Origin of the sequence: Novosphingobium mangrovisedimenti (genome assembly GCF_025153475.1) — a bacterium.
In the GTDB taxonomy this organism is placed as follows: domain Bacteria; phylum Pseudomonadota; class Alphaproteobacteria; order Sphingomonadales; family Sphingomonadaceae; genus Novosphingobium; species Novosphingobium mangrovi_A.
In genome coordinates this window covers 156,511-169,142 of record NZ_JANZXA010000011.1, presented here as the reverse complement: position 1 = coordinate 169,142, position 12,632 = coordinate 156,511, and the positions used below count along the sequence as shown (strand labels likewise).

The 12,632-nt window shown below is 62.4% G+C and carries 11 protein-coding genes and 1 tRNA gene; 6 read left to right on the top strand and 6 right to left on the bottom strand.

The window, feature by feature from the left end; genetic code table 11:
- Positions 1–125 precede the first annotated feature (125 nt).
- Together NZK81_RS16160 and NZK81_RS16155 are read left to right on the top strand one after the other, a co-directional pair.
- Positions 126–467 (top strand): recombinase family protein, encoded by a 342-nt coding sequence (locus NZK81_RS16160; RefSeq protein ID WP_311202103.1) that lies wholly within the window; start codon positions 126–128, stop codon positions 465–467.
- Complete coding sequence (locus NZK81_RS16155) at positions 425–820, top strand: NAD-binding protein (protein ID WP_229710617.1); 396 nt, start codon at positions 425–427, stop codon at positions 818–820. The genes NZK81_RS16160 and NZK81_RS16155 overlap by 43 nt, the downstream gene beginning before the upstream one ends.
- A 238-nt stretch (positions 821–1,058) precedes the next feature.
- Here the strand turns inward: NZK81_RS16155 and NZK81_RS16150 are convergent, their stop codons facing one another.
- Positions 1,059–1,310, bottom strand: coding sequence for an AlpA family transcriptional regulator (locus NZK81_RS16150; RefSeq protein WP_188822938.1), 252 nt, complete (start codon positions 1,308–1,310; stop codon positions 1,059–1,061).
- 49 nt (positions 1,311–1,359) lie between these two features.
- Positions 1,360–1,821: a transcriptional regulator gene (locus NZK81_RS16145; protein WP_067187099.1), complete on the bottom strand. Its 462-nt coding sequence runs from the start codon at positions 1,819–1,821 to the stop codon at positions 1,360–1,362.
- 573 nt (positions 1,822–2,394) lie between these two features.
- Here NZK81_RS16145 and NZK81_RS16140 point away from each other — a divergent pair.
- The gene (locus NZK81_RS16140) at positions 2,395–3,054 is read left to right on the top strand and encodes a lytic transglycosylase domain-containing protein (protein ID WP_260047095.1); all 660 of its coding nucleotides are present in this window, start codon (positions 2,395–2,397) and stop codon (positions 3,052–3,054) included.
- Positions 3,055–3,066: 12 nt separating this feature from the next.
- A complete protein-coding gene (locus NZK81_RS16135; protein WP_311202101.1) occupies positions 3,067–3,276 on the top strand; it encodes a DUF5818 domain-containing protein in 210 nt (69 codons plus the stop codon).
- On the opposite strand, the gene NZK81_RS16130 is transcribed toward NZK81_RS16135, so the two are convergent.
- Entirely contained in the window at positions 3,264–4,538 is a 1,275-nt protein-coding gene (locus NZK81_RS16130) for a tyrosine-type recombinase/integrase (RefSeq protein WP_260047094.1), read from the bottom strand. The genes NZK81_RS16135 and NZK81_RS16130 overlap by 13 nt on opposite strands.
- 94 nt (positions 4,539–4,632) lie before the next feature.
- Between NZK81_RS16130 and NZK81_RS16125 the strand changes: the two genes are divergently transcribed.
- Positions 4,633–4,714, top strand: a tRNA-OTHER gene (locus NZK81_RS16125).
- Between the two features lie 38 nt (positions 4,715–4,752).
- Here NZK81_RS16125 and NZK81_RS16120 read toward each other — a convergent pair.
- Genes NZK81_RS16120 through NZK81_RS16110 form a run of 3 tightly spaced genes read right to left on the bottom strand, consistent with a single transcriptional unit; the run spans position 4,753 to position 11,476 of the window.
- Positions 4,753–4,959, bottom strand: coding sequence for a hypothetical protein (locus NZK81_RS16120; protein ID WP_260047093.1), 207 nt, complete (start codon positions 4,957–4,959; stop codon positions 4,753–4,755).
- Positions 4,959–9,200 carry a translocation/assembly module TamB domain-containing protein gene (locus tag NZK81_RS16115; protein ID WP_260047092.1) on the bottom strand — a complete coding sequence of 1,414 codons (4,242 nt, stop codon included), beginning with the start codon at positions 9,198–9,200 and terminating at the stop codon, positions 4,959–4,961. The genes NZK81_RS16120 and NZK81_RS16115 overlap by 1 nt, the downstream gene beginning before the upstream one ends.
- Positions 9,200–11,476: a BamA/TamA family outer membrane protein gene (locus NZK81_RS16110; RefSeq protein ID WP_419181698.1), complete on the bottom strand. Its 2,277-nt coding sequence runs from the start codon at positions 11,474–11,476 to the stop codon at positions 9,200–9,202. Before NZK81_RS16110 ends, NZK81_RS16115 begins: the two co-directional genes overlap by 1 nt.
- A gap of 104 nt (positions 11,477–11,580) precedes the next feature.
- On the opposite strand from NZK81_RS16110, the gene NZK81_RS16105 reads away from it, so the two are divergent.
- The gene (locus tag NZK81_RS16105; RefSeq protein WP_260047090.1) at positions 11,581–12,630 is read left to right on the top strand and encodes a YihY/virulence factor BrkB family protein; all 1,050 of its coding nucleotides are present in this window, start codon (positions 11,581–11,583) and stop codon (positions 12,628–12,630) included.
- Positions 12,631–12,632 lie beyond the last annotated feature (2 nt).

Genomic DNA, 12,632 nt, shown 5'->3' with positions numbered 1-12,632 from the left:
CGTGGCCGGCCGACAAAGAAAGGAAATCCTGATCCCGAATACGGCTGATCACCGACCGTCCTGAACCGCCAGCATAGGGAATTTTAAGCGCCCACATCTGCGGAAACTTCGGTGCCCATTGACAGCTGATCGCGCTGACCGCCGAAGGTATGCTTTTTCCGCGCCCGTCGGACGGCAAGATGATGGTCTCCTTCGATTGGGTTCCGATCCGTTATCGCAACGTCATTAGCGTCCTCAAGAACCCGTTCTACGCCGGTGCCTATGCCTATGGCAAAACCGAGAAGCGCACCCAGATCGTCGATGGCCGAGTGGGCAAGAGCTATGGGCATCGCAAGTCGCCTTGGATAATGATTCGACTCTCGTCGCGCGTGAGCTGCGGAAGGGCACACCGATCCTCTACGGTGACGCTGCCAGTCGGTAGCTGTTGCGTCGTCTCGGTATCGCTTCGGCCCAAACTCTCGTCGTGACGATGGCCAGCCCGCCCGTGGTGGAGTCGGTGGTCACGGCTGCGCGTGCCGAACAGCCCGATCTGGTCATAGTTGCACGCGCCCGCGATGCCAAGCACGCGGCCCGGCTCTATGATCTGGACGTCACCGACGCCGTGCCTGAGGCGATCGAGGCAAGCCTCCAACTGTCAGAAGCCCTCCTGGTCAATATCGGCATTCCTATGGGGCGAGCTATTGCTTCCATCCACGAAAAAAGGGACGAATTTCGAAAAGCTCTTCAGGGACCTGACAAGCATGGCCGCACGCGCCGAGCGATCCGCACCTCCTCTATGCAAACCGGACGCGAGGTTCGTCCCGATCACAGTGAAGGGTGACAGCAGCGTTCGGAGCAATGAGCGCCTGCGAAGTGTCGCCCGCGTCTACGAGCCCAACCACGTTGTCCTGGCAATTTTTGGACCTGCTGTCCACAACCTGCCAGCTGCCCGGCCGCGACAACCCGTCACGACCGCTTTACTGCAGGTGAGCAATTCGGCATGTGGCGCCGCGCCCCCTCGTGGCGGCTCTGCGCCCCGCCCACTTGTGCCGGGCCGCACCTCGCCTATGGCTCCGCTCTTAATCTGGAGAACGGGCAACAGCTGCGATCCACGCGTCGATTTCCGCCTCAACCCACACCGCACATTTGGAACCGAGCGAGCGGGATTTGGGAAAGCGCCCTTCGCTCATCCGCTGATAGATGGCCGAACGACGCAGGCCGACGCGGTCGATGACTTCGGGCAGCCGCAAGAGCCGAGCTGGCGGGGGGCTTAGTAGCGAAGCCTGGTCAGCGTTTGCGCCGTCCTCGGTAGGCTGGGGCTGTGCATTCATGATCGTTCCTGTTGGGTCAATTTCTCGGTCCCCTCCGAGGTGAATTGGATCAGCGCGGCAGCGACATCGAAATGTCGCGGTTGGCAAAATCATCGATGTGCTTGGCAAGCATGCGGGCGACGAGCTGTGAAGTGCCGTTCGCCCACCGGGGTCGCAAATCTTCGACGCGTCGCCCAAGCGTTCGTTCGAGCTGACCTGGCAAGGCCGTGAAGAAGTCCTCAAGAAACTCCCCCATTTCGCTGCGCATCCATTCGCAGGCGAGATCCTCCTGACCAGCCAAGGCCAGGATCATGCTGGCGCGGGGAAAGGCGCCGCAGACATCGAGAACGCGCGCGGCTTCATCAAGGCCGATCGGCCGATCGCCGCGCATGACACGAAGCAGGGTCTCGCGGTGGATCCCGACTTCTCGAGCGATCTGGTGCTTGGGCTTGTCAGACGACTCGATTGCATGGGCAAGAATGTGCGCGAGGCTGGTGTTGGCTTCGCCTCGGAATGGCGCGGGCTGATGCATCGACAAAAACTCCAACGATGAGGAACTGAGTCGTAGCCATATCGCGCGCGGTTGATGTAGGAAAACGAAAAGAACATTTACGGAACATCTCGTTTCTAGGCGAATCATCCCCTAGGCCCGAGTCGCCGACAATCACCCCCACTTTTGTCGGAATTCGTCGACGTTGATTACCAGATAAGCCGCTGTTTCTGCGTATTATCGCCGACGCCGGCCAATTGATGCGTCCATATCCGTCCGCCACTTCAGCCCCAGCGGCAATCCGACTTTCCTACATCGATTTCCTAGATGCATGTGGAACACACAGCGAACGAAAAAAACGCTGGGTTCACCCCCGCCAGATGGAGCTCCATATGCAGTCTCTCACCCTCTCCCGGCGTTCCGGCGCCATTGATCAGAACCCCTCGAAGTTCGGGCGGGCCATGACATTCGCGGTACCGCTTGCGGTCGCAGCACTGGCCGCCAGCGCTGCCTACGCTGGCGCCGACACGACCTTCACCCCTGCCCTCACGAAATTTACCTACATCGGATGTTCTATATATGTTCTTTCCCGATTCGACACCAAAGGATTCGGGAATGAGACTGAAATGGGCAGTAGTTGCAGGGGCAACGACAGGACTTGGGTCCGTCCTCCCCGCTCACGCGCAGGAGATGGAGCCCCCTCAGATGACCGTTGCCTCGGAGTTGACGACCGACGGCTTCCGCGTTGCAGAAGGGACTGATGGCTTCCTTCTCGTCGAACATGGCATTTGGAGAAAGCCTCCAACGGTCTCGTCCGAGCCGCCGGCTACCGATACGGGTCGAACCTATCTGCCCTATCGATATCCAAAGCCCCAAGGCAGCGCGCCATCGGGATTCCGTCGGGCAAGCTACCTTCCTCATGTTTACGCTGCTGAGGCTCAATACTCGCTACCAAGCGGCCTTCTCGACGCTCTTGTCTGGACGGAATCGCGGTATAATCCTTTGGCGATCAGCAAGGCTGGCGCCGCCGGTCTGGGTCAGCTGATGCCGGGGACCGCGCGGGACCTTGGCGTTTCAAATCGCTTCGATCCGATGGCGAACATTTTCGGTGCGGCCAAATATCTACGCCAGATGCTCGACAAGTTCGGGGTAGTTCATCTGGCCCTCGCTGCCTACAACGCAGGTCCAGGTGCCGTCGAGCGCGCAGGCGGTATTCCTCGCAATGGCGAGACGCCGGCCTATGTGCGTGAAGTGCTGCGCCATTGGCGTTTTTAAGCGGGGGGCATTGTGAGTGCGGGTCGAATACGTGTGTCGGGGACATTAAGCCATGGCAGGCGCGGAATGATCCTGACTACTGCTGCTGACGATGTCTGGATTATCGAAGGCGATGATGTCGGTGAGGACTTCATCGGATCTACAGTGACCGTTGATGGCGTTGTCGCGGGCATGGATCGAATACGCGCCGACTGGCTCGGGGTGGAGAGTCATTCTTCCTGACTGTCCTGCGGCGGATACTTCGCGACGAGCATTAGAACCTCCTTGCCCCACAGCGCGAGAGCTTCGCGTTTTTCATTCGTGTACTGATGCCGATGATAGACCCCGGCGACACCAGCCATTGCCGAGCCGGACTGATGATTGAGAACGGCCTCTGAAACGACCAGTGGTATTCCAATCCTTTGCAGTCCGGTCGCCACCGTCCGGCGAATGTCATGCATGGTGAAATGAGCGGCTTCATAGCCGAGTTTCTCGTCCACCCTTGCCCTTATCCGCTTCCAGGCCTTTGACAGCCCACTGACACTGTTTGTGCTGGTGACCTTGGATGCCAGTAGAATTTGGGATTGCTTATGAGCATCTTCAGGCGCGATCCCGGCGGTCGCGAAGATGTCGGTGACGACCTCGAGGGCCTGTGCGGATAAAGGCACCACATTTGCCTTGCCGTTTTTCGCTCTATCTCCTGGTACAGTCCAAACTTTCCCCTTGAAGTCGAACTCGTCGCAAGTGGCGTCGAGCACCTCTCCCCGGCGCTGGGCTGTGAGAATTAACATCTGCACAAGATGGCCAAACGGATAGCCATCCTCGACGGCGGCTTGCCACAGTGCAGCGACCTCTCGATCGCTGAGCACCCGGTCGCGAGGCTCGCTCCGTTTTGGGCGCCAGGCGTCCCGGCACGGATTGGCTGGCAGATTTTCAAGTCTGGTGAGCGCCCATGAGTAAAACGTCGAAAGGTGCCGATAAACGATGCGAGCCATCGTCAGGGTTTCCTTGCCCCGCTCAAATGCGATCTTCTCCACGAAGCGGCTGACGTCGCTTCGGGTGACCGAATCGGCGAGGCGGTCGCCTAGCTCAGGTTCGATGTACTTGCGGAAAACCCGGTCGAACTCATTCGCGCTCCGCTTTTTGCCGACGATCTGTTGAGCCAGGTATGTCTCGTATAGTTCGGCGACGGTGCCGACACCCTTCGCCCCCTTCCTCTTAGCTCCCGGCTTTCTGGCGATGCTTTTGCCTTGCTCAACGTCGACGAGCAGGTCCCGCGCCTTCCGACGGGCGTGTGCGAGAGTGAAATTCGGGCCATGCCGCCCGATAGTCACGTTCAACCATTTACCTTGAACGCGCTTACGCAAGATATAAGTTTTGGTGCCGCTCGCTCCCATTCGGAGCCGCAGACCGGTCACGATGCCATCAGCGACCTCAATTTGCCCGCTTGCAGGCGCTTTCAAACCTGCGATCCGAGCATCCGTCAAACCAACTTTGTTCGCCATATGTCCCTGCTACCTTAGGTAGCTTTTTGTAGTGGATACTGGCGAACATTTCAAGAACAATACGGACTATGAATCGCGGATTTCAGCCGTTTTTGGACGCATGCGGAAGCGTAAGGACCCTCTGATTTCAGCTCTTAATCAGCGGGTCCTAGGTTCGAGCCCTAGTGCGTCCACCACCCTTTCTTCGAAAATCCATTCATTCCACGCGCCGAGGTTACTCACCTGGGCCGTCAGGCGCGTCGGGTTCGGGCACTCCTGTTGCGGCGATTCGGTCGTCTATCTCCCTGGCCGTCTGGGTGACTTTTGCGCTGGCCGCCTCGTAACGCTCATTGAAGTCGGGTTCGCGCTTGCAGGCCGCGAGTGTCAGCGCGAAGGTCAGGGCCGCCAGTGTCGCGCGCGCTCGATAAGCGAGCCTGCGCATCAGTAGTCCTTCTTGATGCGCAGGTTTACCTTGTTGGCGCCCGAGCCGCCCGCCTGGCTGAGCACGGAGAGCCACTTGGTCACGCTCACTTCCAGCTGCGTCGCGGTGAAGCCGCGCGCGTCGGTGATCAACTCGACGTAGATATCGTCGGTCAGATACTGACCGGCAGCGACCGCGGTGCCGCGTCCGGTCTTTTCGTCGGCGCCGAGGATGCGCAGGCGGTCGATCCCCGTGGCAGACGTCAACTTGCCAAGCGGATTGAGCCCGCCGCCGCTTGCGCGCAGCGAATTGAGCGAGCTGGCCAGCTGCACCGCCTGCAGCGCGGACAGGTTGGCCACCGAGCTGCCGAAGAGGATGCGCGAGAGGATCTCGTCGTCGGGCAGCGATGGCGCGGAACTGAAATCGATCTGGGGGTCCATGGCGCGGCCCGACACGTTCACGCTGACGTCCACGTCTTCGACGGTATCTGTCGCAGTGATGGCGACGGTGGGATCGATGGCCGGCCCGCCGGTGAAGGAGATCAGGCCATTCTCGATCGTGAACGACCGACCGGCAAAGCCCAGCGTGCCCCGAACGAGCTTGACCTCGCCGGTGAGTCTCGGCGCCGCGCTCGTGCCGTCCAGATCGAAGTCCGCACTCCATTCCGATTCGAGCCCCATTCCCGAGACATAGAGCCGGTCGGGCGCTTTCAGATGCAGGTCGAGGCGTATCCGCGAGAAGATTCTGGACATCGACGGGGCTGTCTCGTCCCCCGTGATGCGCACAGGGCCCAAGGGAGGTTTGAAGCGCACCCCGGCAAGGCGAGGTACCTGTGCGGCCCCCTCGCGCACGATCTGGTATCGCGTTTCGGGCAGGCGCAGGTCTCCGCTCAGCAATGCGGTCTCGCCAGCGGCCTTGGTCAGGCGCAGCGTCCCGGAGGCCGTCGCGGCAAGGGCATTGCTCCTCGCAAGCCGGGCCTTGTCCAGTTCGACCGAGATGTCCATTGGATAGCCGCTCTCGGCCGCGAGGCTCATCTTGCCCTTGGCACTGACGCTGCCATCCCCGGCCTTTGCCGTGAGCGTGGTCAGCTCAAGCGAATCGCCGCTGAACTTGCCCGACATGGTCATCTTCGTGAGACGCGTACCGTAAGCCAGGTTTTCGTAAGTCATGTCCTTGCCTTGCACGAGGCCGTTCAGGCACGGGTCGGACAAGTGGCATGAAAAGTCGGCGGCCATGCCCACGGAGCCCGTAAGCGCCTGTCCGGCCAATCCGGCGAAGGAGAACAGGGTGTCAGCAGGCCCGTTGTAGCGGACGCCGCCGCTAAGCGGCGCTTCGAACAGGCGTGCCAGCCAGGGGGCGTCGCCCGGAGGTACCGGCTTCAGGTTCGCCACGAGGCGGCCAATCACGGATCCGCGCTGACGGATGACCGCGTGCGCCTCCCCTCCGTCGGGCAGCAGCTTGCCTACCAGACTGACATCTACCGGCTTGCTGATCGTCGTCGCGCTGGTGCGCGTGAAACCGTCGAGCGTGAGCCGGGCATCGGCGCGGGGGAAGGCCCCCGGATCGCTCTGTTCGAAATCGAAGCTGCCATTCGCCTTGCCGCCGAACCCCAGGCCGGGCGAGAAGGCGTCGATCAGAGCCAGGTCGACGCCTTCGAGGCGGCTCTGCAGTTTGAGACCGGGCCCGTATGTGCCCGCGAGCCTTACCGTCCCACCCGCAAGGCTGACAGTCGTGGGCCGCAGCTCGTAGCCTTCCGCCCCCGGCACGATCCGCGCCGGACTGACGGTCTTGACCGTCTGCCCGCGCACCCGCCCCTGAAGCGCGACGCGCCACAACTCGGGCGTCATGTCGGCGTTGAAGCCGAGACGGAACGGGACCCCGCTGATCCCTTCTATCAGTCCCTTGGCCTTGCCGCGCCCGTCACGATAGTCGATCAGCATGCGCCCGGCGGCGAGGTTGAACGACCCCAGATAGGTATCGGAAAGTTCTGCATCGGCAACCAGCGTGGGCTGGTCGTACAGCACAACCCGGCCGTCGATCCGGGCCGAACCTATCACCAGCTGGGCGGGGCCCTCGAACACGGTCTTGTTCGCGCGCAGATTAAAATCGGCCGCCTGGTATTCGCCTTCGGCATCAAGCCTGAGGACACCGCCGACGCCATTGCCGAGCGCTGTCAGTTCGCCCGCGAAGGGGCCTTGCGAGGTCTGGACGAGATCGCCCGCGAAGTTGATGCCGGAAAGATTGGCACTGTTGACGTGCAGCGACGTCGGGGTGCGGGTGCCGAGCGTCACGTCGGCCTTGAGCGGGCCGTAGTCGGTATCGCCGGTAAGGCCGAGGCGATAGCCTCCCTCCGCGCCGGTGACACGGGCATCGAGGTTGGCAAGGCCGATGCCCAATCCGGGATGTTCGGCGGTCAGGTGCGCGTCGGGATCGGCCACGGTGCCGGAGACGCGCACGCCGATCGCGCCATAGCGATCCGAGCTGCCATCGGCGGTGAAGGCGATGCGTCCATTCGGCGACCAGCTTCCCTGCCCGTTGGTCACGCGCAGGTCCGGCGCCGTCAGACGCAGGTCGGTGAAACGCACCAGCCCGTCGGATGTGTAGCGAAGGTTCGTCGATGCCGCGAAATTGCCGCCGAGATAGCCTTGCAGGCTGTCGTTGAGCAGCTTCTTCGAACTCGCCTTCACCGTTCCTTGGAGCGCGAAGCCCCTGGCCTCTGTCTTGAGGTCCATGTTGGTGCTGACGGTGAAGATGCCGACGCTGGCGAGACGGTAGTTGTCCACCCGTCCGTCGATCGTCCCGGTATAGAGCCCCTTGCTCATGTCGGCGACGAGGATCAGTCCGGCATCGATGCGATCGGACCGGAGCCGCATGTTGTCGGAGAGCAGGCGCGTGCCTTCGATGGCGATGTCTCCGTTCAGCGTCACGTTCGGCAAGGTTCCGCCCGCAGCGGTATCGAGCCCGGTCACGCGTTGCACTCTTGCCGAAACGGGGATCATGACGTGATTGCCATCGACCCTGGCCGCGCCTTGCGCCTTCAGGTTTTCGAGACCCACGCCGTTCATGACCAGCCGCTTGGCATCGATCTGGTAATCGACGGCGGGCGAGGTGAAGGCACCGTCCAGCGTCAACAGGGCTCGCAGCCCCGCGCCGCTCAGGTTCGGAGCCATTGCCGAAGGCTTGAGCAGCACGAAGGCGAGCTTGAGCTGCTCAAACCGGTTCTCGGACAGATCGACAATGCCATTGGGCGTAAAGTCGAATGCATCGCTGGACATCATGCCCGAAAGCGTGGCGCGCCGTTCATCCAGTGCCGCGGACAGATCGAAATTGGTGATGGGACCGAGAAGCCCCGCCGTCGGCCCGGTGAAGAGGCGCGCAAGGTGCGTGGGCCCCTTGATGGCGAACGTGCCGTTGCGCGCGGTCAGCGCCAGACGCGCCAGTTCGTTCTTGCCGAGGTCTGCCCGGAACGTTCCGTTCCAGGCCGCCCAGTCACCCTTGCCTGCAATCTTGAGCGTCATCGGCTGGTCGAGGCCCGCCAGCGAGGCGATCAGCCCTCCTCTCGGTGCATCCATGTCGAGATCGATGCCCAGCCGATTCTTCGATGGAACCGCATCGAGCATGAGGGTGAACGTGTCGCCGCCCTCCTTGCCTGCGATGGCGATCGTGCTCCCCCTGGCATTCACTTGCGCCCGGCCGTCGGCGATGTGGGCGCTGCCGTCGATCGAGACGATGCGGCGTTCGCCCGAAACCGGCGGCTCGGCGATGAAGCGGTCGATGCGCAAGGTACCGACGTCGATGTCGAGATCCGGCAGAAGCGGTGCGTCGCTGGGCGGTGTTTCCCTAAACTTCGGCGCGCGGCGCAGGACCATCCGTGCCGCGGTGGCGCTGCGTACGTCGACGTGGTCTCGCAGGTAGGCGAAGGGCCGCCAGTCGACGTGGATCTCCGGCGAAAAGAGGAATTCGCCCTTGGGGTCGCGCACCGAAAGGTCGTGCAGCGTCATCTTGCCGTAGAGCGACCCCTCGATGCGGCCGACGGCGATGCGCATGCCATTCTCGAAGCTGAGCCCGGCGATCTGGTTCGCCACGAAGCGGTGCCCCGGGCCGGTATCGATGCCGAAGATGATCGCGACGACCAGCGCGACAAGCCCGAGCAGTCCGAGCACGACCGTCTTCAGGGCCCGCACCTTGACGCGGTACCAGAGCGAGGGCCGTTCCGTCGCGGTCTCCTCGATCGCGGTTTCCGTTTGGTCTTCTCCGCTCATCAGAACGCCTGCCCGATCGAAACGTAGACATTGATCCGCGATTCACCCGGCTTTCGGCCGAGCGGTGTCGCCACGTCCAGGCGAAATGGGCCGAAGTTCGTGTAGAAACGGCCACCGATGCCCACACCGTACCGCAAATCCGAGAACTGGGGCATCGTCTCGCGATAGGCCTGGCCGACGTCGACGAAAGCGACCACGCCGTAGTTGCCGAAACGGTAGCGTGTTTCGAACGAGGCTTCGTTGAGGCTGCGCCCACCGACCGGCTTGCCGTCCGGTGCCTGTTCGCCGAGGCCCTGATAGGCATAACCGCGCACCGATCCGCCGCCGCCCGCGTAAAGGCGCCGCGATGGTGCGATGTCGAACAGGCCGACCCCTTGGATCGTGCCGAAACGCACCCGGCCCGCAAGTACCAGGCTATCGCTCACCGAGTAGTAGGTCGATGCATCGAAACGCGCACGGACGTAGGGATGGAACCCTTTGTTGACGGTCGTCTCAGGCTGGACGAGCGCGGTCAGGCGAAAGCCGCTGGTGGGGTTCAGGAGATTGTCGGTCGTGTCGAAACCGAGCTGTCCGTTGATGCCGGCGATGTAGTAGGTACGGCGATTGCGGTCGCCGGTTTCCGCATTGTAGTCGGTTTCGGCCGTGCCCAGCAATTCGACGCCATAGCCATATGTGTAGCGCTTCTGCCAGAGCGGCGTTGAATCCCGGCTGATGTGGGCCGCGAGGCGGCCTGTATAGGCGCTGTAGGCGTCGTAGTTGTTGTGAAATGCCTCGGCCGATACTTCGAACGTGCGATCGCGCTTGCCCGCGTTGGAGCGGCGGAACGTCGCGCCCACGCCCTGCTGCTGGGTGCCGGCTGTCGCATGGCCGATCAGTGCGCCTTCGGGCGGGAAGAAGTTGCGGTGCGTCCAGGACGCATCCGCCGTAAGCCCCTCGCCTGCCGCATAGCCGAGCGAACCGGCGATGGTACGCGGCGGCCCGGCCTCTTGCCGCACATGAAGCGTCACGTATTCGGTGCCATCGTCCGCGGTCTCGCCGCTGCGGACAGGCTCGACCGATACCGCGTTGAAGAGGTTGGTGGCGACCAGCGCCTTGCGCAGGTCGTCGACCTTGCGACTGTCGTAGATTTCGCCGCGCTTGAAGCGGGCGAGGACGCGGATGTGACGGGCATCGAAAGCCTGGTCGCCGTCGGTGGTGAAACTGTCGAACCGTCCGCGCGGACCGATGTCGACCGGAAGCGTATAGACGCCGTCGCCGGTGCTCTTGTCGAGCAGGATGTCCCGGTCGCCCAACTCCACGAATGGGTAGCCGTTCTCGGGCAGTGCCACGGCTACTTGCGCCTCGGCACTCTGGACCTCGTCCGCGATGATCGGACTGCCGACCTTGAGCGCGAGGTTGTCGGAAATGAGATTGGGCGGCTCGGTCGGGTCGGCCTTGATGACGATATCCGAAAAGACGTAGCGCTTGCCCGGATCTACCGAAAGCATTGCGGCCAGCGTCTTGTCCTTGTCGTCGCGCGACGGCCTGAGCCGCGTGCGCACGCTGGCCGAATACCAGCCTTCGGAAGCCAGGATGGTTTCGAGAAGCTGGCTGTCTTCCGCAAGTCGGGCGCGCACCATCGCGGCGTTCGATGCCTTGCCACGGCCTTTCCTGAGAGCCGACAATGAATTGAACGTGCCCTTGAGGCTGGTGGCGCTTTGCTTGTCGGCCTCGTCCAGTCCTTCGATGTCCACCCGATAAGCCACTTGCGCGCTCTCATCGCTGTCCGCTGCATCGTCGGCAAACTCGATCGGGGTCACTTCGAATTGTTCGATCGGGGGCAAGGGCGCGGCAAGTTCGCTGTCGACGACGGGAGCCTCGCCGGTCTTCTCTGCCTCCTCGCTGTCCACCTTGGCGGCCGTGTCAGATGTCGCAGGCTGCTCCGCTTCGGTCTGTTCGCCCATCAACCTGCGCTGGAACGCCTCGATCGATTCGAGAGGCTTGTCGAGTTCGGCATCGTCTCCGGGCGCCAGCGCCGGGATCTTCGAATTGAACTCGGTATCGGAAATCACCGGCACGACCTCCGGCAGGTCGATGTCTGCGGGCGGCGCGGGCACGGCAACGTGCCCCGCCTCGAGCGGATCCGCTTGCGACTCATCCGCGGCGGAATCCGTCGTGGTATCCTGAGCGAGCGCGGACGTTCCCGGCAATGCGAGCGCGAGGGACAGTGCAAGAAGGCCAACGCCGCCGCGACAGCGATGGGAACAAGCCGGTGGGTAATCGATTAGCCAGGACATGGGCAGCGAGACGAATCACCCCTTTGAGATCACGGGAAACATCATCCTTCCTGAACAAACCTATCGCATTGCAACAGTGAAAGTTCCCGTGCAGATTTGCTCCCATGACGAAAAGTGACGCTTCGGCACCCGGACTGCCTCCCGGAGCCAACGCCAGTGCGCCCTGGTCGATGCCCTGGGCAGGCTGGTACAACGCCTTGAGGCGCGTCTGGGTGATGAAGGGTTTTCACGAACTGGGGCTGTTGTCCGCAGGCCTTGCGTTCTACGTCTTTCTGGCGCTGACACCGCTGATCGCGGCGACGGTAATGGTCTATGGACTCGTCGGCGATGTGGACACCGTGAGCCACCAGATGGAGCGGCTGACCGACGTTCTCCCGCCCGAAGCGGCAACGATACTGGAGTCGCAGCTTGTACGGATCGTTTCGACCAGTTCCGGCGTGACTGGCCTCGCGCTGGTGATCGCGCTGTTTTTCTCGATCTACGGCGGGATGCGGGCCGCCAGTGGCATGATCAGCGCGCTGAACATCATCAACGACGAACATGAGACGCGCGGATTCATCGCCCTGACCCTGCGCGAGACGGGCCTGACCCTGGCAGCGGTCCTGATCGCGCTGACAGGCGTGCTGTCGGGAGGCATTTTCGCCTGGCTGCAGACGCAGACAAGCGTGTACCTGGGTGGCGCCACGCAGTTGCTGTTCAAGTTCCTGACATGGGGGCTGGCCGTCGGACTTGGAACCGGCGGTTTCGCGCTGATCATGCGCTACGGGCCCGATCGCCGTCCTGCCCAATGGCGATGGCTGCTGCCCGGATCGGTGCTGGCGACGTTGCTATGGATCGCCGTGTCCTTCGGTTTTTCGCTCTATGTCGCCTACATCAGCGACTACAATGCCACCTACGGTTCGCTGTCGGCCATCGTCGTGTTTCTGATGTGGCTGTACTTGTCCGCCTATGGCGTCCTGCTCGGCGCCCTGCTCAATGCAGAGATCGAACGACAGGTTCATGCCGACACCACGGCGGGTGCGCCGCGACCGCCCGGAGAACGCGGCGCGGTGCTGGCAGATGTCATCGAAGCCGCCATACCGACATTGCATGATCTCGAACGGCGCAAGCGCCAACGCGCGGATGCCGTTCGCAGACAGGCCGAGAAAGGCTGAAT